Genomic DNA, 19,044 nt, shown 5'->3' with positions numbered 1-19,044 from the left:
ACTCCATCGCTTTGTGTTTTTTTGGTTTGAATTAGGAGTCCCTCCATGGGCAAGAAACTTTACGTGGGCAACCTCGCCTACTCCGTGCGTGACAACGACCTGGAACAGGCTTTCGGCGAGTTCGGCTCGATCGTCAGCGCCAAGGTCATGATGGAACGTGACACCGGCCGTTCGAAGGGCTTCGGCTTCGTCGAAATGGGCACGGACGCTGAAGCACTCGCAGCTGTCGAAGGCATGAACGGCGCATCGCTGCAGGGCCGCGCCCTGACGGTGAACGAAGCCCGTCCGATGGAAGCACGTCCCCCCCGCACCGGCGGTGGTGGCGGCTACGGCGGTGGTGGCGGCGGCGGCTACGGTGGTGGCGGCGGCGGCGGTTACGGCGGCGGCGGTGGCGGCCGTAGCGGTGGCGGCGGTGGTTACGGCGGCGGCGGCGGTGGCCGCGGCGGCTACTAAGCCCTCCCCCACACACTCATGAGCGCCTCGGCGCTCTGAATGAATGAAAAGCTCCTTCGGGAGCTTTTTTCGTTTCCGGCCCCCACACGATCCCTGCCCCTTCGTGGAACACCGCGGAACCGGCTTTGCCGGGCCGCTGGTGTTGCCCCCGGAGGGGGTTGGCGCAGCGACACGAAGTGCGCGAAGCCTGGGGGAAAGCCCGTACTTTCCCTGTAAGCATTTGTCCGTACCGTCGCGGTCAGCCGACGGTCAGCCGCTGGCGACGACCCTCGTCCCTTCGAAAACAGAGGGTCGAGACAATGAAAATCAAGAGACAGGCGGACTTCTTCTCAGGAGTCATGTTCGCCGCCGTCGGTGGCGCGTTCGCCATCGGCGCCACCACCTACACCATCGGCGACGGCGCCCGCATGGGGCCGGGGTACTTCCCGCTGATGCTGGGCATCCTGCTGGCGCTGCTGGGCGCGCTGATCATGTTCCAGGCCATGGTGGTCGAGAGCGCCGACGGCGACAAGATCGGCAAATGGGCCTGGAAGCCGCTGGCCTTCGTGCTCGGCGCCAACCTGGCCTTCGGCGTGCTGCTGGGTGGCCTGCCCAGCGTCGGGCTGCCGGCGATGGGCATGATCATCGCGATCTACGCGCTGACCATCATCTCGAGCATGGCCGGCGAGCACTTCAAGCTGCGCGACGTGCTGGTGCTGGCGACCATCCTGGCAGCCGGCAGCTATGTGGCCTTCATCTGGGCGCTCAAGCTGCAGATCCAGGTCTGGCCCACGTTCATTTCGGGTTGAGGAGCACACCGCCATGGAACTGTTCCACAACCTGGCGACCGGCTTCGGCGTCGCCTTCACCTTCACCAACCTGCTGTACTGCCTGGTCGGCTGCATCCTGGGCACGCTGATCGGCGTGCTGCCAGGCATCGGCCCGGTCGCGACGATCGCGATGCTGCTGCCCGCCACCTACGCGCTGCCGCCCGTGTCGGCGCTGATCATGCTGGCCGGCATCTACTACGGCGCCCAGTACGGCGGCTCGACCACGGCCATCCTGGTGAACCTGCCCGGGGAGTCGTCCTCGGTGGTCACCTGCATCGACGGCTACCAGATGGCAAGGCAGGGCCGCGCAGGCCCTGCGCTGGCCGCGGCGGGCCTGGGCTCGTTCTTCGCGGGCTGCGTCGGCACGCTGATCCTGGCCGCCTTCGCGCCCCCGCTGACCGAGCTGGCCTTCAAGTTCGGCCCCGCCGAGTACTTCTCGCTGATGGTGCTGGGCCTGATCGGCGCGGTGGTGCTGGCCTCGGGCTCGCTGCTCAAGGCGGTGGCGATGATCGTGCTGGGCCTGCTGCTGGGCATCGTGGGCACCGACGTGAACTCGGGCGTGGCGCGCTTCAGCTTCGACATTCCCGAGCTCACCGACGGCATCGGCTTCGTGGTGATCGCCATGGGCGTGTTCGGCTACGGCGAAATCATCGGCAACCTCTCGCAGCCCGACGACGAGCGCGAGGTGTTCACGCACAAGGTCAAGGGCCTGTGGCCCACCAAGGACGACTTCAAGCGCATGACGCCCGCGGTACTGCGCGGCACCGCGCTCGGCTCCGCGCTGGGCATCCTGCCAGGTGGCGGAGCGCTGCTGGCGGCCTTCGCGGCCTACGCGCTGGAGAAGAAGATCAAGATGCGCCCGGGCGAAGTGCCCTTCGGCAAGGGCAACATCCGCGGCGTGGCCTCGCCCGAGTCGGCCAACAACGCCGGCGCGCAGACCTCCTTCATTCCGCTCTTGACGCTGGGCATTCCGCCCAACGCCGTGATGGCGCTGATGGTGGGCGCGATGACGATCCACAACATCCAGCCGGGCCCGCAGGTGATGACCAGCAACCCCGAGCTCTTCTGGGGCCTGATCGCCTCGATGTGGATCGGCAACGCGATGCTGATCATCCTGAACCTGCCGCTGATCGGCATGTGGATCAAGCTCCTGACGGTGCCCTACAAGTTCCTGTTCCCGGCGATCGTGCTGTTCTGCGCGATCGGCGTGTACTCGACCAACAACAACACCTTCGACGTGTGGATGGTGGCGATCTTCGGCTTCATCGGCTACCTGTTCCTCAAGCTGCGCACCGAGCCGGCCCCGCTGCTGCTGGGCTTCATCCTCGGGCCGATGATGGAAGAGAACCTGCGGCGCGCGCTGCTGCTGTCGCGCGGTGCGTGGAGCGTGTTCGTCACGCGGCCGCTGTCGGCGGGGCTGCTGATCGCTGCGGCGCTGCTGCTGGCCATCGTGCTGCTGCCGGCGATCAAGGCAAAGCGCGAAGAGGCGTTTGTCGAGGACTGACCTCGGTGCCCTCAAAGAAAAGCCCCTGGCCGGACGCCAGGGGCTCTTTTATTTCAGGAACGCGTCGTAGGCGGTTTTCAGGATCAGCGCACTCACCACCACGATGAACACGATCCGCACGAAGCCCGCCCCGTGCTTCAGCGCCACGCGCGTGCCGACCAGGCTGCCGGCCACGTTGGCCACCGCCATCACCAGCCCGTAGTGCCACCAGACGTGGCCCTTGGCGGCCAGCAGGATCAGCGCGGCGGCGTTGGTCAGGGTGTTGATGACCTTGGCCGAGGCCGAGGCGTTGAGGAAGTCGTAGCCCATCCAGCGCACGAACAGGAACACCAGGAAGCTGCCCGTGCCCGGGCCGAAGAAGCCGTCGTAGAAACCGATGGTCAGACCGATGGTGCTGGCCGCCAGCGTCTCGGCGCGGCCGCTGAAGCGCGGCGCGTGCAGCCGGCCCATGTCCTTGCGCGCCAGCGTGTAGATCAGCACGCCCAGCAGGATGACCGGCAGCGCCCGGCGCAGGAAGTCCCCCGGGAAGACCGTGACGGTCCACGCGCCGAGCATCGAGCCGCCGAAGCCCAGCAGCGCGGCCGGCCACATGGCGCTCCAGCGCATCTGCACCCGCTGGCTGAACTGGGCCGCCGAGGCCGCCGTGCCCCAGATGGACGCGCTCTTGTTGGTGCCCAGCAGCGTGGCGGGCGGCGCGCCCGGAAACACCGCAAAGAGGGCCGGCACCAGGATCAACCCGCCGCCGCCCACGATCGCATCGATAAAACCCGCGAGCAGTGAGGCGCCCGTGACCACCAGCATTTCCATGCGGGCGATTGTCTCACCGGAATCGCTATCGAAACGATAGCTGTGGTGGCCGGTAGCGGCTGGCCAGGAGGCTTGTTTGGCTTGGAGGAAAGGGCCTGCATTCGCGCTGCGAACAGGCAAAAAAAAGCGCCGACCAGCGGCGCTTTTCAAATATCAGACAGGCATCTCGTACGGAGCCTTTGAAGAATGTTCTTGTTGATCGATCGGAAGCTTGTCTCCTCGGACCCTCGGCAGTACGAGCAGGGCCCGTCGCGAGTGCGCAGATTGTGCAAGCGCGCACCCGCCCGGTGCATTAGGAATTACCCGCTTCGTGTTACTTCGACCCTCCGGTTGGGAAACCAAAGTGTTTCAGTCAGTTAACAAGATGGCATGACTCGTGCACACAGGCCTCTTGTCCACCACTCCAAGAAGAAACGGTCATGGCCCTGCTGGCACCCCAAGCCTCCCTGAACGCGGCCGACACCGCCTGGATGATGACCTCGACCGCGCTGGTGCTGCTGATGACGCTGCCCGGCATCGCGCTCTTCTATGCCGGCATGGTGCGGCGCAAGAACGTGCTGGCCACCATGGCCGGGGTGGTGGCGATCGCCGCCGTGGTCTCTCTGACCTGGTTCGCGCTCGGCTACTCGCTGGCCTTCACGCCCGGCTGGCCCTGGCTGGGCAAGCTCTCGCGCATCGGTTTTTCGGGCTTCGAGTACCTGAAGGAGGCCGGCCAGGTGGCCGTGAGCCACGTGGCGCCGAACGTGCCGGAATCGGTCTACGCGATGTTCCAGCTGAGCTTCGCGATCATCACCACCGCGCTGGTGCTCGGCGCTTTTGTCGAGCGCATGCGCTTCTCGGCGCTGCTGTGGTTCGCGCTGCTGTGGAGCGTGCTCGTGTACGCGCCAGTCGCGCACTGGGTGTGGGAGCCGGGCGGCTGGCTCGCGCAGATGGGCGCGCTCGACTTCGCGGGCGGCTCGGTGGTGCACGTCAACGCGGGCATCGCGGGGCTGGTGTGCGCCTATGCGCTCGGGCCGCGCCGGGGCTACGGGCGCGAGGCCTTCGAGCCCTACAGCCTGGCGCTCACCATGACGGGCGCGGGCCTGCTGTGGGTGGGCTGGTTCGGCTTCAATGCGGGCTCGGCGGTGGCGGCCGACGGGCGCGCCGGCCTGGCCATGCTGGTGACGCACATCGCGGCGGCGGCTGGCGCCATGAGCTGGATGATCGGCGAATGGATCGTGCGCCGCAGCCCCTCGCTCTTGGGCCTGTGCTCCGGCCTCGTGGCCGGGCTGGTGGCGATCACGCCGGCGGCCGGCTTCGTCACGCCGCTGTCGGCGCTGGCCATCGGCGCCATCGCCGGGCTGGCCTGCTACTGGGGCGCCACGGGCCTGAAGCACCTGCTCGGTGCGGACGACTCGCTCGACGTGTTCGGCGTGCACGGCATCGGCGGCATCGTGGGCGCGCTGCTCACGGGCGTGTTCGCCGACCCGCGCATCTCGGGCGCGGCGGGCAATGTGCTGACGCAGGCGATCGCGGTCGCCAGCGTGGCGATCTACAGCGCGGCGGGCACGGCCATCGTGTTGTTCCTGGTGCATGTGCTGGTCGGATTGCGCGTCGACCCCGAGAGCGAACTGGTGGGCCTCGATCTTGCTCAGCATCGTGAACACCTGGGAGCCTGACCACCCGAGGGAGACGCCATGCCATCCATGTCCGAAAGCGAACGCATCGCGCTTGCAGCACGCCTTCACGTGGCACTGCGGCGAAAGCACGGGCGCGTGACCGACACCGAATGGATGGCCACCAATGCCGAGTACGCCGCCGAGATCGTGCGCATGACGCGCCAGCACGCCGCCGAGACCAAGGACGACGAACTCGACCAGCTCGCCACGCGGCTCGAGCAGGCCATGGAACCGCTGGCCCGCGCCGCGCGGCTGGCGGCGCGCCAGCCCGACGGCCTGCCGCCCACGCCGCCGCCGCGCTATGTCGGCGGGCTGCGCTGACGACGCCTCAGTTCGCGGCCAGCGCGGCCTTGCGGATCGACTGCAGCGTGCTCGCGGGCGTGATCGCCTCCGGGTCCAGCAGGCAATGCAGGATCGCCGGCTTGCCGCTGGCACGGGCACGCGCGAGTGCCGGGCCGAATTCTTCCGTCGTGGTCACGCGCTCGCCGTGGCCGCCGAACACCTCGGCATAGCCGCGGAAGTCGGGGTTCTTCAGCTGCGTGGCGCTGATGCGGCCGGGATAGTGCTTTTCCTGGTGCATGCGGATCGTGCCGTACATGCCGTTGTCCAGCAGCACCACGAGGATCGGCAGGCCGTACTGCACGGCGGTCGCGAACTCCTGGCCGTGCATCATGAAATCGCCGTCGCCCGCGAACACGACCACCTCGCGTTCGGGCCACAGCCGCTTGGCGCCGACGCCGGCGGGCAGGCCGTAGCCCATCGAGCCGCTGGTCGGCGCGAGCTGGCTCGCGAACGCGCGGAACGGCCAGAAGCGATGCACCCAGGTCGCGAAGTTGCCCGCGCCGTTGCAGAAGATGGTGTCGGCCGGCAGCACCTCGCGCAGGTGCTGCATGACCTCGCCCATCTGCAGCGGACCGGGGATGCGGATCGCGGCCGGGTCGCTCCAGCGCAGGAAGTCTTCGCGCGCGGTCTTCGTCTCGGCCTGCCACACGGGCGGCGACGCCGGACGCAGCGTGGACACCGCTTCGGCGAACGCCTGCGGCGTGGCGTGGATGCCCTGTGTCGGGCGATAGAGCTTGCCGAGCTCGTCGGCATCGGCGTGCACGTGCACCAGCGCCTGCTTCGGCTGCGGGATCGCGAACAGCTCATAGCCTTGCGACGGCACTTCCGACAGGCGCCCGCCCACCAGCAGCACGAGGTCCGCATCGCGGATGCGCGCCAGCATGCGCGGGTTCGCGCCGAGCCCCAGGTCGCCCGCATAGCAGGGATGCTCGGCGGACATCAGCATCTGGCGGCGGAACGAGCAGTACACGGGCAGCGCATACGCCTCGGCGAACTTGGCGAACTGCTGCGTCGCGGCTTCCGACCAGCGGCTGCCGCCCAGGATGACGACCGGCCGCTGCGCCTGCGACAGGCGCTGCTGCAGCTCGGCGATCTGCGTTGCGCCCGGATAGGTTTCGGTGACGGCATACGGCAGCGCATCGGCCACCACGGCGGCTTCGGTGAGCATGTCTTCCGGCAGCGCGATCACCACCGGACCGGGCCGGCCCGAGGTCGCGACATGGAAGGCGCGCGACACCAGCTCGGGCATGCGCGCCGGGTCGTCGATCTGCACGACCCACTTGGCCATCGTGCCGAAGACCGCGCCGTAGTCCAGTTCCTGGAAGGCTTCGCGGCCCATCGCATCGCGCGCGACCTGGCCGACGAACAGCAGCAGCGGCGTCGAATCCTGGTGCGCGATGTGCACGCCCGCCGCCGCGTTGGTGGCGCCGGGGCCGCGCGTGACGAAGCAGATGCCGGGCTGGCCCGTGAGCTTACCCTGCGCCTCGGCCATCATCGTTGCGCCGCCCTCCTGCCGGCACACCGTCACGTCGATCGATGCGTCGTGCAGCGCGTCGAGCACGGCCAGGAAGCTTTCGCCGGGCACGCAGAAAAGCTGCCGGACGCCGTGGGTGATGAGCTGGTCGACCAGGATCTGGCCGCCGGTGCGGGAGGAAGTCATGAGGGTTCCAGTGGAATGAAGAGGAGAGGTCAGGAGAGCGCGGCGCAGGCGGCGGCGATGCGCGCGCACGCCTCTTCGAGCTGCGCCATCGACGTCGCATACGAGATGCGGAAATACGGCGCGAGCCCGAACACGCTGCCCGGCACCACCGCCACCTCGAATTCCTGCAGCAGGTAGCGGCAGAAGTCGCTGTCGGTCTGCAGCAGCGCGCCGGCGGCGGTGCGCTTGCCGAGCACGCCGGCGCAGCTTGCGAAGGTGTAGAAGGCGCCCTCGGGCACGCGGCAGTGCAGGCCCGGCGTGCGGTTGAGCGCGGCCACGACGAAGTCGCGGCGCTGTTGAAAGGATGCGCAGCGCTCGGCCACGATGCCCTGCGGTCCGGTGAGTGCTTCGATCGCCGCAGCCTGGCTCACCGACGACGGGCACGAGGTCGACTGGCTCTGCACCACGGCCATCGCCGCGATCAACGCGCGCGGTCCGGCGCCGTAGCCGACGCGCCAGCCGGTCATCGCATAGGCCTTCGACACGCCGTTCACCGTGAGCGTGCGTTCGCGCAAGCGCGGCTCCACGGCCACCGGCGTTGCGAACGCGAGGCCGTCGTAGAGGATGTGCTCGTAGATGTCGTCCGCCAGCACCCAGACGTGGGGATGGTCGAGCAGCACGTCGGTGATCGGTTTCAGCTGCGCCGCGCTGTAGGCCGCGCCGCTCGGGTTCGACGGCGAGTTCAGAAACAGCCAGCGCGTGCGCGGCGTGATGGCCGCCTGCAGCTGCGCCGCGGTCAGCCGAAAGCCGTTCTCCTCCCCGCACGCCACCGACACCGGCACGCCGCCGCAGATCTGCACGATGTCGGCGTACGAGGTCCAGTACGGCGCGGGCAGGATCACTTCGTCGCCCGGATTCAGGCTCGCCATCAGTGCATTGAAGATCACCTGCTTGGCGCCCGCGCTCACGCTGATCTCGTCGAGCGCGAAGTCCAGCGCGTTGTCGCGCTTGAACTTCAGCTGCACCGCCGCCTTCATCGCCGGGCTGCCGTCGAGCACCGTGTAGCGCGTGTCGCCGCGCGCAATGGCCTGAGAGGCCGCATGCCGGATGTTCTCGGGCGTGTCGAAGTCGGGCTCGCCCGCGCCCAGCACGATCACCGGGCGGCCGGCGCGCTTGAGCGCCTGCGCGTGATCGGTGATGCGCAGGATCTCCGAGACCTGGATGGCGCGCACGCGTTGCGCCGGCGAGAACACGGCGGCGTCCGTCACTTGGCGTAGGCTTCCAGCGGCTTGTCGTTGGGCTCGAGCAGCAGCTGCTTGAGCGCGGGGCTCATCGGCAGGTTGAGGCTGGTGTTCTTCGGCGGGATCGCGGCCACGAACCACTTGGTGTAGATCTTCTCGAGCTCGCCGCTCTTCATGAGCTTGCGCAGCGAATCGTCCACCGCGGCCTTGAAGGCCGGGTCGTCCTTGCGGAACAGCAGCGCGATCGGCTCCGAGCCCAGCGCCTCGCCGGTGATGCGGTAGGCCGTGGGGTTCTTCGAATTCGCGATGATGCCGGCGAGCAGGTTGTCGTCGAGCACGAAGGCATCGGCGCGGCCCGATTCCATGAGCAGGAAGCTTTCCAGGTGGTCCTTGCCGAGCATGGTGTTGTACGAGACGTTCTGTGCACGCTCGCGCTTGCGAAGCAACTGCACGGCGGTGGTGCCGGTCGAGGCCGACACGTTGCGGCCCGCGAGCTGGTCGAGCGTGGTGATGCCCGAGTCGACCTTGGTCGCCATGCGCACTTCGCTCACGTACGTGGTGAGCGCGAAGGCCACCTGCTGCTGGCGCGCGGTGTTGTTGGTGGTGGGGCCGCAGCCGATGTCCAGCGTGCCGTTCTGCACGAGCGGGATGGTGTTCTGCGCGGTCACGGCCATGTACTCGAGCTTGGCGTTGGGCGTGATGTCCTTGAGCACGCGCTCGCAGAGCTCGACGTGGTAGCCCACGTACTTCTCGCCCGCGCCCAGCATGTAGGCCATGGGCGGCGAGGCTTCACGCACGCCGAGCACGACCTTGCCGCTCGCCTTGATCTTGTCGAGCGTGCCGCCCGTGGGCGCCTGCTGCGCGGTGGCGGTGGTGCCGAAAGCGAGCGCAAGCAGCGCGGCGGTGGCGAGGGTCTTCAGTTGCATCTTCATCTTCTCTGTCTCCTGGTAGTTCTAGGGGGATATGCGCGACCGCTGCCCTGCCGCTGCAGCGAAGTGCTGCGCGGCGAGAACAACAGGCCGGGGTGGGTCAGTCGCCGATGTCGAAGGTCACGCCTTGAGCCAAGGGCAATGCCGTCGAGTAGTTGATGGTGTTGGTCGCGCGGCGCATGTAGGCCTTCCAGCTGTCCGAGCCCGCTTCGCGCCCGCCGCCGGTTTCCTTCTCGCCACCGAAGGCGCCGCCGATCTCGGCACCGCTCGGGCCGATGTTGACGTTGGCGATGCCGCAGTCCGAACCCGCGCTGGACATGAAGCGCTCGGCCTCGCGCACGTTGAGCGTGAAGATCGACGACGACAGGCCCGCGCCCACCGCGTTGTGCCATTCGATGGCTTCGTCGAGCGAGCTGTAGCGCACCACATAGAGAATGGGCGCGAAGGTCTCGCGCAGCACGGGGCCGGCGTGCGACTTCAGCTCCACCAGCGCGGGGCGCACATAGAACGCGTCCTGCGTGCCGATGCCCTCGACGCGCTGGCCGCCGTGCACCGTGGCGCCGGTCTCGCGGCTTTCGCTCAAGGCCTTCTGCATGCCGTCGAAAGCGGCGCGGTCGATCAGCGGACCGACCAGCGTGCCGGCCTCGCGCGGGTCGCCCACCTGCACGTTGCCGTAGACCTTCACGAGCTTGGGCACGAGCTGGTCGTACACGCTCTCGTGCACGAACAGGCGCCGCAGCGTGGTGCAGCGCTGGCCGGCCGTGCCCATGGCCGCGAAGGCGATGCCGCGCAGCGTGAGATCGAGGTCAGCCGAGGGCGTGACGATGGCGGCGTTGTTGCCGCCGAGTTCGAGGATCGCGCGGGCGAAGCGCGCCGCCAGTTTCGGACCGACCTGCCGGCCCATCGCCGTGGAGCCGGTGGCCGAGAGGATCGGCACGCGGGGGTCGTCGACCAGCACCTCGCCGATGTCGCGCGGGCCCAGCAGCAGGCCGAGCAGACCTTCGGGCGCGTCGCCGAAACGCTCGATGGCGCGCTGCGCGATGGCGTGCACGGCCAGCGCGGTCAGCGGCGTCTTCTCTGAAGGCTTCCACACCACCGGGTCGCCGCACACCAGCGCGAGCGCCGCGTTCCACGACCACACGGCCACCGGAAAGTTGAAGGCCGAGATCACGCCGCACACGCCCAGCGGGTGCCAGGTTTCCATCATCCGGTGCTCGGCGCGCTCGGTGGCCAGCGTGAGGCCGTAGAGCTGGCGCGAAAGGCCGACCGCGAAGTCGCAGATGTCGATCATTTCCTGCACCTCGCCCGCGCCTTCGGACGGGATCTTGCCGGCCTCCAGCGTGACGAGGCGGCCCAGGTCGCGCTTGGCGGCGCGCAGCTCTTCGCCGAGCAGGCGCACCAGCTCGCCGCGACGCGGCGCCGGCACCAGGCGCCAGGCCTTGAAGGCCTCGTGCGCGCGGCCGATGGCGCCGGTGGCTTCCACCGCCGTGGTCTGCGGCACCTGCGCGATCACCTCGCCGCTGACCGGCGAGCGCACCGTGAGCTCGCCGCGGGTGTGGGCGGTGCGGGGCACGCCCAGGCGATGCAGCAGTTGTTCGACCTCGGCGGGAAGGGACACGGGGGTCTGGGCTTCTGGCATGGACGCTCCAGGGAGAAAGAAGGACAGAAGAAGAAATGCGACAGCAGGAACGGGCCAATATGTGCGAAACCCGCGCCCTTGCCTAGCGAAAAATTGGAAGGACTTGGTGCGTTTTGCGAATGAACTTCGTGGTGACACCTTCGTTCGACGCACGATAAGCGCCTGCCCGCACAATGCGCGCGTGCCCCGAAAACCGCCCGATCCCTCGCCGCCCCCACCCTATTGGCTCTACCTGCTGGAATGCGAAGGCGGCGTGTACTACGCGGGCATCGCGCTCGACGTGGAGCAGCGCTTCTTCCAGCATGTCTTCGGGCTGGGCGCCAAGTTCACGCGCGCGCGTCCGCCGCAGCGCGTGCTGGCGGCACGCCAGTACCCCGACAAGGGCGCCGCGCTGCGGGCGGAGATCGCGCTCAAGGCGCTGCCGCGGGCACGCAAGCTGGCGTTCTTCGACAGTTAGCCACCCGCCGCAGGCGACCTGCGCAGCATCACCGGCAGGCACAGCAGATAGAGCACGGCGCCGGCCAGCCCTGCGCCGTGGGCTGGAGGAGCAGGCGGCACCGCCCGATGCGATGTTCGAGGTCGGCGTGGACCTCAAGCTCGAAGGCGCGAAGGCGCGCCTGGCGGCTGACACCCAGCGCGGCGCCAAGCCGCGCCGCTGAGCCGCCTCATCGGTTGCGGTTGTCTTCCAGGATCCAGCCCGCCGCCTTCTCCGCCATCATCAGCGTCGGGCTGTTGGTGTTGCCGCTCGTGATGGTGGGCATCGCGCCCGCATCGACCACGCGCAGGCCGCGCACGCCGCGCACGCGCAGGCGCGCATCGAGCACCGCCATCGGGTCGCCGTCGGCGCCCATCTTCGTGGTGCCGACCGGGTGGAAGATGGTGGTGGCGATGTCGCCGGCCAGCCGCGCGAGGTCGTCGTCGGTCTGGTACTGCACGCCGGGCTTCCACTCCTGCGGCTTGTACTTCGCGAGCGCGGGCTGCTGCGCGATGCGGCGCGTCACGCGCAGCGAATCGGCTGCGACCTTGCGGTCTTCCTCGGTGCTCAGGTAGTTGGGGGCGATGGCGGGCGCGTCTTCGAAACGCGCGCTCTTGATGCGCACCGAGCCCCGGCTCGTCGGGTTCAGGTTGCACACGCTCGCGGTGAAAGCCGGAAAGCTGTGCAGCGGCTCGCCGAAGGCATCGAGCGACAGCGGCTGCACGTGGTACTGGATGTTGGGCCACGCGCGGTCGGGCGAGCTGCGCGTGAAGGCGCCGAGCTGCGACGGCGCCATGCTCATCGGGCCGCTGCGCTTGAGCAGGTATTCGAGGCCGATCTTCGCCTTGCCGACCAACGACGAGGCCAGCACGTTGAGCGTGGGCGCGCCTTCGATCTTGTAGACCGCGCGGATCTGCAGGTGGTCCTGCAGGTTGGCGCCGACACCGGGCGCGTCGAGCGCCACGTCGATGCCGTGCTGGCGCAGCAGCTCGGCCGGGCCGACGCCCGACAGCTGCAGGATCTGCGGCGAGCCGATGGCGCCCGCGCTCAGGATCACTTCGCACTCGGCGTGCGCGGTGGTCATCTCGGTGCCGTCCCACACCTGCGCGCCGGTGCAGCGTTTGGTGCCGTCGGGCAGCGTCTCGAACAGCAGGCGCGACACCTGCGCGCCGGTCCACAGTTCGAAGTTGGGGCGGCCGTAGCAGGTGGGCCGCAGGAAGGCCTTGGCGGTGTTCCAGCGCCAGCCGTTCTTCTGATTGACCTGGAAGTAGCCCACGCCTTCGTTGCTGCCGCGGTTGAAGTCGGCGGTGTGCGGCACGCCGGCCTGCACGGCCGCATCGGCAAAGGCGTCGAGGATGTCCCAGCGCAGCCGCTGTTTCTCGACGCGCCATTCGCCGCCCGCGCCGTGCATCTCGTCGGCGCCGAGGTAGAAGTCTTCGTGCTTGCGAAAGGCCGGCAACACGTTCTCCCAGCGCCAGCCCTCGTCGCCCGTGAGCTCAGCCCAGTGCTCGTAGTCGCGCGACTGGCCGCGCATGTAGATCATGCCGTTGATGCTGGAGCAGCCGCCCAGTGTCTTGCCGCGCGGATAGCGCAGCGTGCGGCCGTTGAGGCCCGCGTCGGGCTCGGTGTTGTAGAGCCAGTCGGTGCGCGGGTTGCCGATGCAGTACAGGTAGCCCACCGGAATGTGGATCCAGTGGTAGTCGTCCTTGCGGCCGGCCTCGATGAGCAGCACACGCTTGGTCTTGTCGGCGCTCAGGCGGTTGGCGATGAGCGAGCCGGCGGTGCCGGCGCCGATGATGATGTAGTCGAAGGTGGTGTCGCTCATGGCGGCTGGCTTTTTGTCTCTCGTTGTTCTTCGGATGCGAAGCGCCGCGCGTGCGGCGCCCCCTTTTACCTTTACTTCGCTGTCGGCATCACGAACTCTGCGCCCTTGCCGATGCTCTCGGGCCAGCGCTGCATGATCGACTTCTGCTTCGTATAGAAGCGCACGCCCTCTTCGCCATACGCGTGCATGTCGCCGAACAGGCTCTTCTTCCAGCCGCCGAAGCCGTGCCAGGCCATCGGCACCGGGATCGGCACGTTGATGCCGACCATGCCGACCTGGATGCGGCGGCCGAACTCGCGCGCCACGTTGCCGTCGCGCGTGAAGCAGCTCACGCCGTTGCCGAACTCGTGCGCGTTGATGAGGTCGACGGCTTCCTTGAAGGTCGCGACGCGCACACAGCCCAGCACGGGGCCGAAGATCTCTTCCTTGTAGATGCGCATCTCGGGCGTGACGTGGTCGAACAGCGTGCCGCCCATCCAGAAGCCGTCGCCGCAACCTTCGCCCGCCTTGTTGCCGTCGAAGCTGCGGCCGTCGACCAGCAGCTTCGCGCCTTCCTTCTCGCCCTGCGCGATGTAGCCGGTGATGCGCTCGTGCGCGGCGCGCGTGACGATCGGGCCCATCTCGGCCGCGAGGTTCTCGCCATCGAGCACCTTCAGCGTCTTGGTGCGCTCGATGAGCTTGGGCAGCAGCCGGTCGGCCACGTCGCCCACCAGCACTGCGACGCTGATCGCCATGCAGCGCTCGCCGGCCGAGCCGTAGCCGGCGCCGATGAGGGCGTCCACGGCCTGGTCGATGTCGGCGTCGGGCATGACGACCATGTGGTTCTTCGCACCGCCCAGCGCCTGCACGCGCTTGCCGTGGCGCGCGCCGGTCTCGTAGATGTAGTTGGCGATGGGGGTGGAGCCGACGAAGCTGATCGCCTTGACGTCGGGGTGCTCCAGCAGCGCGTCGACCGCGGCCTTGTCGCCCTGCACCACGTTGAACACGCCGTCGGGCAGGCCGGCCTTCTTGAGCAGCTCGGCCATCAGCAGCGACGGGCTCGGGTCGGTCGGGCTGGGCTTGAGCACGAAGGTGTTGCCCGCGGCGATGGCCACCGGGAACATCCACATCGGCACCATCACCGGGAAGTTGAAGGGCGTGATGCCCGCGACCACGCCCAGCGGCTGGCGCAGCGTCCAGTTGTCGATGCCGGTGCTCACCTGGTCGGTGAAGTCGCCCTTGAGCAGCTGCGGAATGCCGCAGGCGAACTCGACGATGTCGATGCCGCGGCTCACCTCGCCCTGCGCGTCGGTGAAGACCTTGCCGTGCTCGGCGGTGATGAGGTGGGCGAGCTCGTCCTTGTGCTGGTTGAGCAGCTCGAGGAATTTGAACATGACGCGCGCCCGGCGGATCGGCGGCGTGTCGGCCCAGGCCGGGAACGCGGCCTGCGCGGCGGCCACGGCGGCCCCCACCTGGGCGGCGTCGGCCAGGCCGACCTTGCCGGTGACGGCACCGGTGGCGGGGTTGGTCACGTCCTGCGTGCGGCCGGAGGTGTTGGCGGCGGGGGCGCCGGCGATGTGGTGATCGATATTTCGGGTGCTGATGGACATGTGCGGGTCTCCTGAAGGCAATTTGGCCCAATCCACGAATAGAAAGCCAATGAATTCGCGTCGATGGCGCTATAAATCAGTCTTATATGACTACGTCATCGATGGACCTCCAGATTCTGCGCGCCTTCATCCTGGCGGCGCGCGAGGGCAACGTCTCGCGCGCCGCCGAAAAGCTGCACCTGACGCAGCCTGCGGTGAGCCTGCAGCTCAAGCGTTTCGCGGAAGAAACCGGGCTGGTGCTGTTCACCCGCACGCCGCACGGGCTGGCGCTCACGGCCGACGGCGCGGCCATGCTGCCGCAGGCCGAGCGCGTGCTGGCAGCCGTGGGCGACCTGCAGCAGGCCGCGCGCAACCTGCAGGTCACGGTGCGCGGGGCGCTGCGCATCGGCACCATCCTCGACCCCGAGTTCACGCGGCTCGGTGTGTTCCTGCGCGAGCTGGTCGAGGCCGCGCCGCAGATCGAGACCGAGCTGCGCCACGGCATGAGCGGCAGCGTGCTGGCGCAGGTGCTGCGCGGCGAGCTCGACGTGGGCTTTCACCTCGACCCGGGCAATCCGGACGACGCACCCGACGCCGCCGCCCCGGCGCCGCTGGCGGTGCGCACCCTCACCCGCTTCAGCTACCGCGTGGTCGCGCCGGCCGGCTGGGGCCCGCAGGTGCTGGGGCGCGACTGGAAGGCGCTGGCCGCCCTGCCCTGGCTGGCCACGCCGCCCGAGTCGGCGCACCACCGTTTGCTGGAACGTGTGTTCGGCCCGCTCGGCCTGGCACCCCGGCGCGTGGCGCTGGTCGACCAGGAGGCCTCGATGCTCGACCTGCTGAAGTCGGGCGTCGGCCTGAGCCTGGTGCGCGACTCGATCGCCATCCGCGAAAGCCAGGCGCACGGCCTCGTGCTGGCCGACCGCGTGCGGCTGGATTGCGCGCTGCGTTTCGTCTCGCTGGCCGCGCGGCGCGACGAGCCCGTGATCGCCAGCGCCTGGGATGCGCTGGCCCGGGCCTGGAGCTGAAGATTGGCTGAAAAAAACGGCGTCTGGCCCTACGCAAACGAAGGGCCAGACGCACACAAGCCCCGGATGCACGCGGTTACGATGCGCGCTCTCGCTTGGACCTTTGTTTACGTTTTGTCCCGCACCTTTGCCCATGTCGCCCACCCCGTCGCCCGCTGACGCCCCCGCCACCGACGACGCCTTCGCGCCGCCGCGCGCGCAGACGCAGGACGTGGACGGCCGCACCTGGGCCGTGGCCAGCGGTTGCTGGACCACGCTGGCGATGTCGACGCGCCCGGCCTGGGAGGCGCTGGCCAAAGACCTCGCGGCGCTGCCGCCCGCGGACGACCGGGCCTGGGACCTGCGCCCCATCGGCCAGCTCGACCACATCGGCGCCCAGCTGCTGTGGGAGCACTGGCGCCAGGCCTGGCCGGCCACGATCGAGCTGTCGCCGCAGCACCAGGCGGTGCTCGACCAGGTGGCGAAGTTCACGGTGGCCACGCCCGACGAGCCGCCCAAGTCGCTGAGCGACCGGCTGCACGCACTGGCCCACCACGGCCCGCGCGCGATGGTCGTGCTGCGCGACTTCGTCGGCCTCATCGGCCAGCTCGCGCTCGACCTGTGCACGCTGGCGCGCGCGCCGCACCGCGCGCCGTGGCGCGACTTCTCGGGCCACCTCTATCAGTTCGGCGCCACGGCGCTGCACATCACGGCGCTGGTCGGCCTCTTGATCGGCGTGGTGCTGGCGTACCTGATCTCCCAGCAGCTGCGCAACTACGGCGCCGAGGCCTTCGTGGTGAACATCCTCGGGCTGTCGCTGATCCGCGAGCTCGGGCCGGTGCTGGCCGCCGTGCTGATCGCGGGCCGCTCGGGTTCGGCGATCACGGCGCAGATCGGCGTGATGCGCGTCACCGAAGAACTCGACGCGATGCGCGTCATGGGCATCCCGCACGGCTTCCGTCTCGTGATGCCGCGCGTGCTGGCACTGGCCATCGCGATGCCGCTGATCAGCCTGTGGACCTCGATGGCGGCGCTGGCCGGCGGCATGCTCGCGGCCGACGCGGCGCTGGGCATTTCGCCGTCGTATTTCCTGTCGGCATTGCCGCGCGCGGTGCCCATCTCCAACCTCTGGCTGGCGCTGGCCAAGTCGGCGGTGTTCGGCGTGCTGATCGCGCTGATCGGCTGCTACTTCGGCATGAAGGTCAAGCCCAACACCGAGAGCCTGGGGCGCGGCACCACGTCGTCGGTCGTGACCTCGATCACCGCGGTGATCCTGGTCGACGCGCTCTTCGCAGTGCTCTTCAAGGGCATAGGATTCCGCGGATGAACGCCGCCGTGACGTCCCCCTCGAGCACCGTGGTCGACATCCGCAAGCTCTGGACCGTGTTCAAGAGCCCCGATGGCGAACAGGTGGTGCACCGCGACCTCGACCTGCACCTCGACCGCGGCGAGGTGCTGTCGCTGGTCGGCGGCTCGGGCACCGGCAAGACGGTGCTGCTGCGGCAGATCCTCGGGCTGCAGAAGCCCACGAAGGGCGCGGTCGAGGTGCTGGGCCGGGCGCCGGGCGAACTCAGCGCGGCGGGCGCGGCCAACGTGGGCATGCTGTTCCAGCACGGGGCGCTGTTCTCGGCCTTCAGCGTGCTGGAGAACATCGCCTTTCCGCTGCGCGAACTCAAGCTGCTGCCCGACGAGCTGATCCGCAACGCCGCGCTCGTGAAGCTGCAGATGGTGGGGCTGGAGCCGCAGCATGCGAACAAGAGCCCGTCGGACCTGTCGGGCGGCATGATCAAGCGCGTGGCGCTCGCGCGCGCGCTCATCATGGACCCGCCGCTGCTGCTGCTGGACGAGCCCACGGCCGGCCTCGACCCCGAAGCCTCCGACAGTTTCTGCGACCTGCTGCGCGGCCTGCACCGCGAGCTGGGCCTGACGGTCGTGATGGTCACGCACGACCTGGACACCCTGTTCGACCTGAGCACCCGCATCGCGGTGCTGGCCGACCAGAAGGTGATCGTGAGCGGCACGGCGCGCGAAGTCATCGCCTACCCGCATCCCTTCATCCACGAATACTTTCTCGGCGGGCGCGGCCAGCGCGCCCTGGAGGCGCTGCACGACAAGCCCGCCGCCGGCACACAACCACCCGCGCCGCAGCCCGAGGCCGCGCGCGCTGACGAAAGGTAGGTCCCCTCATGGAAAACAAGGCCCATGCCCTCGCCGCCGGCGCCTTCGTGCTCGGCCTGATCGCCGCGCTCGTCGCGCTGGTGGTCTGGTTCACGCGCGACAACACCGTGCGCAACGTGTACGAACTCTCCACCCGCGACGCCGTGAGCGGCCTGCAGCCGCAGGCCCAGGTGCGCTACCGCGGCATCTCGGTCGGCAAGGTGACCTCGATCGACTTCGACCCCAAGACCAAAGGCAACGTGCGCGTGCGCATCACGGTCGACGAGCGCGTGCCGCTCACCACCTCCAGCTTCGCCACGCTGAGCTACCAGGGCGTGACCGGCCTGGCCTTCATCGCGCTGGACGATGAGGGCGAATCGACCGTCGCGCTCAAGCCCGACAACAACAACCCGCCGCGCATTCCGCTCAAGCCCTCGATGCTCGCGAAGCTGCAGGACCGCGGCGAGGAAATCATCGACCAGGTGGAAGAAGTGACCAAGCGCGCCAACGCGCTGCTGGCCGACGCCAACCAGAAGCGCGTGGCCGACGCGCTGGAGAACATCGCGGCCGCCTCGGCCAGCGCCAACACGCTGCTCAAGCAGCTCGACAACACCGTCAAGACCGGCCTGAACCCGACGCTCGCCGCCATGCCCGAGACGCTGTCGACGGTGAAGAAGGCGGCCGGCGACGTCTCGCGCGTGGCCAACAACTTCAACTCCACCGTGGGCCGACTCAACGCACCCGACGGCCCGGTCGAGCGCCTGAGCGAGGGCACCAAGGCGCTGGCGCAGGCGGTCGATTCGTTCAACGCCGCCACCCTGCCGCGCGTGAACCGCGTGGCCGACGACACCGCGCACGCGGTGCGCCGCCTGGGCCGCGCGGCCGACAGCATCAACGACAACCCGCAATCGCTGCTGTTCGGCAACGGCGGCGCGGCCGCGGGCCCGGGCGAGCCCGGCTTCGTTGCGCCCGCCGCACGCCACTGACCGGGAGC

General features: G+C 68.9%; 17 protein-coding genes. 10 read left to right on the top strand and 7 right to left on the bottom strand.

Annotation, left to right across the window (positions count from 1 at the left end):
* Positions 1 to 45 precede the first annotated feature (45 nt).
* The 3 genes from rbp (at position 46) to AC07OX_RS23740 (ending at position 2,766) form a co-directional block, all read left to right on the top strand.
* The gene (gene rbp, locus AC07OX_RS23750; protein WP_095950733.1) at positions 46 to 453 is read left to right on the top strand and encodes an RNA-binding regulator; all 408 of its coding nucleotides are present in this window, start codon (positions 46 to 48) and stop codon (positions 451 to 453) included.
* A 299-nt stretch (positions 454 to 752) separates the two neighbouring features.
* Positions 753 to 1,241: a tripartite tricarboxylate transporter TctB family protein gene (locus AC07OX_RS23745; RefSeq protein ID WP_062472776.1), complete on the top strand. Its 489-nt coding sequence runs from the start codon at positions 753 to 755 to the stop codon at positions 1,239 to 1,241.
* A gap of 13 nt (positions 1,242 to 1,254) precedes the next feature.
* Positions 1,255 to 2,766, top strand: a complete 1,512-nt coding sequence (locus AC07OX_RS23740; protein WP_062472774.1) for a tripartite tricarboxylate transporter permease — start codon at positions 1,255 to 1,257, stop codon at positions 2,764 to 2,766.
* Positions 2,767 to 2,814: 48 nt separating this feature from the next.
* Here AC07OX_RS23740 and AC07OX_RS23735 read toward each other — a convergent pair whose 3' ends face one another.
* Complete coding sequence (locus tag AC07OX_RS23735) at positions 2,815 to 3,573, bottom strand: sulfite exporter TauE/SafE family protein (RefSeq protein WP_487848825.1); 759 nt, start codon at positions 3,571 to 3,573, stop codon at positions 2,815 to 2,817.
* 419 nt (positions 3,574 to 3,992) lie between these two features.
* Here AC07OX_RS23735 and AC07OX_RS23730 point away from each other — a divergent pair, with 419 nt between their 5' ends.
* Together AC07OX_RS23730 and AC07OX_RS23725 are read left to right on the top strand one after the other, a co-directional pair.
* Positions 3,993 to 5,231 (top strand): ammonium transporter, encoded by a 1,239-nt coding sequence (locus AC07OX_RS23730; RefSeq protein WP_447740302.1) that lies wholly within the window; start codon positions 3,993 to 3,995, stop codon positions 5,229 to 5,231.
* 18 nt (positions 5,232 to 5,249) lie between these two features.
* A complete protein-coding gene (locus AC07OX_RS23725; protein ID WP_082818034.1) occupies positions 5,250 to 5,552 on the top strand; it encodes a hypothetical protein in 303 nt (100 codons plus the stop codon).
* Between the two features lie 7 nt (positions 5,553 to 5,559).
* On the opposite strand, the gene AC07OX_RS23720 is transcribed toward AC07OX_RS23725, so the two are convergent.
* From AC07OX_RS23720 to amaB, 4 genes are all read right to left on the bottom strand, one after another.
* Positions 5,560 to 7,233: a thiamine pyrophosphate-binding protein gene (locus tag AC07OX_RS23720; protein ID WP_495262088.1), complete on the bottom strand. Its 1,674-nt coding sequence runs from the start codon at positions 7,231 to 7,233 to the stop codon at positions 5,560 to 5,562.
* A gap of 29 nt (positions 7,234 to 7,262) precedes the next feature.
* A complete protein-coding gene (locus AC07OX_RS23715) occupies positions 7,263 to 8,480 on the bottom strand; it encodes a pyridoxal phosphate-dependent aminotransferase (RefSeq protein ID WP_495262087.1) in 1,218 nt (405 codons plus the stop codon).
* Positions 8,477 to 9,385: an amino acid ABC transporter substrate-binding protein gene (locus AC07OX_RS23710; protein ID WP_095743237.1), complete on the bottom strand. Its 909-nt coding sequence runs from the start codon at positions 9,383 to 9,385 to the stop codon at positions 8,477 to 8,479. The genes AC07OX_RS23715 and AC07OX_RS23710 overlap by 4 nt, the downstream gene beginning before the upstream one ends.
* A gap of 97 nt (positions 9,386 to 9,482) precedes the next feature.
* Complete coding sequence (gene amaB, locus AC07OX_RS23705; protein ID WP_495262086.1) at positions 9,483 to 11,021, bottom strand: L-piperidine-6-carboxylate dehydrogenase; 1,539 nt, start codon at positions 11,019 to 11,021, stop codon at positions 9,483 to 9,485.
* Positions 11,022 to 11,202: 181 nt separating this feature from the next.
* On the opposite strand from amaB, the gene AC07OX_RS23700 reads away from it, so the two are divergent.
* The gene (locus AC07OX_RS23700; RefSeq protein WP_062472759.1) at positions 11,203 to 11,478 is read left to right on the top strand and encodes a GIY-YIG nuclease family protein; all 276 of its coding nucleotides are present in this window, start codon (positions 11,203 to 11,205) and stop codon (positions 11,476 to 11,478) included.
* A gap of 208 nt (positions 11,479 to 11,686) precedes the next feature.
* Here AC07OX_RS23700 and AC07OX_RS23695 read toward each other — a convergent pair whose 3' ends face one another.
* Positions 11,687 to 13,321 carry a GMC family oxidoreductase gene (locus AC07OX_RS23695; RefSeq protein ID WP_495262085.1) on the bottom strand — a complete coding sequence of 545 codons (1,635 nt, stop codon included), beginning with the start codon at positions 13,319 to 13,321 and terminating at the stop codon, positions 11,687 to 11,689.
* 71 nt (positions 13,322 to 13,392) lie between these two features.
* A complete protein-coding gene (locus AC07OX_RS23690) occupies positions 13,393 to 14,910 on the bottom strand; it encodes a CoA-acylating methylmalonate-semialdehyde dehydrogenase (protein WP_070063472.1) in 1,518 nt (505 codons plus the stop codon).
* An 86-nt stretch (positions 14,911 to 14,996) separates the two neighbouring features.
* Here AC07OX_RS23690 and AC07OX_RS23685 point away from each other — a divergent pair, with 86 nt between their 5' ends.
* The 4 genes from AC07OX_RS23685 (at position 14,997) to AC07OX_RS23670 (ending at position 19,036) form a co-directional block, all read left to right on the top strand.
* A complete protein-coding gene (locus AC07OX_RS23685) occupies positions 14,997 to 15,914 on the top strand; it encodes a LysR family transcriptional regulator (protein WP_095949774.1) in 918 nt (305 codons plus the stop codon).
* 133 nt (positions 15,915 to 16,047) lie between these two features.
* A complete protein-coding gene (locus AC07OX_RS23680) occupies positions 16,048 to 17,220 on the top strand; it encodes an MlaE family ABC transporter permease (RefSeq protein ID WP_070063474.1) in 1,173 nt (390 codons plus the stop codon).
* A complete protein-coding gene (locus tag AC07OX_RS23675) occupies positions 17,217 to 18,071 on the top strand; it encodes an ABC transporter ATP-binding protein (RefSeq protein ID WP_495262084.1) in 855 nt (284 codons plus the stop codon). The genes AC07OX_RS23680 and AC07OX_RS23675 overlap by 4 nt, the downstream gene beginning before the upstream one ends.
* Positions 18,072 to 18,079: 8 nt before the next feature.
* A complete protein-coding gene (locus AC07OX_RS23670) occupies positions 18,080 to 19,036 on the top strand; it encodes an MlaD family protein (protein WP_139703980.1) in 957 nt (318 codons plus the stop codon).
* Positions 19,037 to 19,044 lie beyond the last annotated feature (8 nt).

The sequence above is a fragment of the Variovorax sp. GW821-FHT09D07 genome, assembly GCF_059416345.1.
Note: the sequence above shows the minus strand (reverse complement) of the source record. Positions and strands in the feature narration are given on the sequence as shown.

Bases quoted from the DNA above. Each gene is read 5' to 3' on its own strand.
- AC07OX_RS23680 (WP_070063474.1), top strand. From the start codon at position 16,048: ATGTCGCCCACCCCGTCGCCCGCTGACGCCCCCGCCACCGACGACGCC.
- AC07OX_RS23670 (WP_139703980.1), top strand. From the start codon at position 18,080: ATGGAAAACAAGGCCCATGCCCTCGCCGCCGGCGCCTTCGTGCTCGGC.
- AC07OX_RS23685 (WP_095949774.1), top strand. From the start codon at position 14,997: ATGACTACGTCATCGATGGACCTCCAGATTCTGCGCGCCTTCATCCTG.
- AC07OX_RS23690 (WP_070063472.1), bottom strand. From the start codon at position 14,910: ATGTCCATCAGCACCCGAAATATCGATCACCACATCGCCGGCGCCCCC.
- AC07OX_RS23720 (WP_495262088.1), bottom strand. From the start codon at position 7,233: ATGACTTCCTCCCGCACCGGCGGCCAGATCCTGGTCGACCAGCTCATC.
- AC07OX_RS23745 (WP_062472776.1), top strand. From the start codon at position 753: ATGAAAATCAAGAGACAGGCGGACTTCTTCTCAGGAGTCATGTTCGCC.
- amaB (WP_495262086.1), bottom strand. From the start codon at position 11,021: ATGCCAGAAGCCCAGACCCCCGTGTCCCTTCCCGCCGAGGTCGAACAA.
- AC07OX_RS23710 (WP_095743237.1), bottom strand. From the start codon at position 9,385: ATGAAGATGCAACTGAAGACCCTCGCCACCGCCGCGCTGCTTGCGCTC.
- AC07OX_RS23740 (WP_062472774.1), top strand. From the start codon at position 1,255: ATGGAACTGTTCCACAACCTGGCGACCGGCTTCGGCGTCGCCTTCACC.
- AC07OX_RS23695 (WP_495262085.1), bottom strand. From the start codon at position 13,321: ATGAGCGACACCACCTTCGACTACATCATCATCGGCGCCGGCACCGCC.
- AC07OX_RS23725 (WP_082818034.1), top strand. From the start codon at position 5,250: ATGCCATCCATGTCCGAAAGCGAACGCATCGCGCTTGCAGCACGCCTT.
- AC07OX_RS23675 (WP_495262084.1), top strand. From the start codon at position 17,217: ATGAACGCCGCCGTGACGTCCCCCTCGAGCACCGTGGTCGACATCCGC.
- AC07OX_RS23735 (WP_487848825.1), bottom strand. From the start codon at position 3,573: ATGGAAATGCTGGTGGTCACGGGCGCCTCACTGCTCGCGGGTTTTATC.
- AC07OX_RS23730 (WP_447740302.1), top strand. From the start codon at position 3,993: ATGGCCCTGCTGGCACCCCAAGCCTCCCTGAACGCGGCCGACACCGCC.
- rbp (WP_095950733.1), top strand. From the start codon at position 46: ATGGGCAAGAAACTTTACGTGGGCAACCTCGCCTACTCCGTGCGTGAC.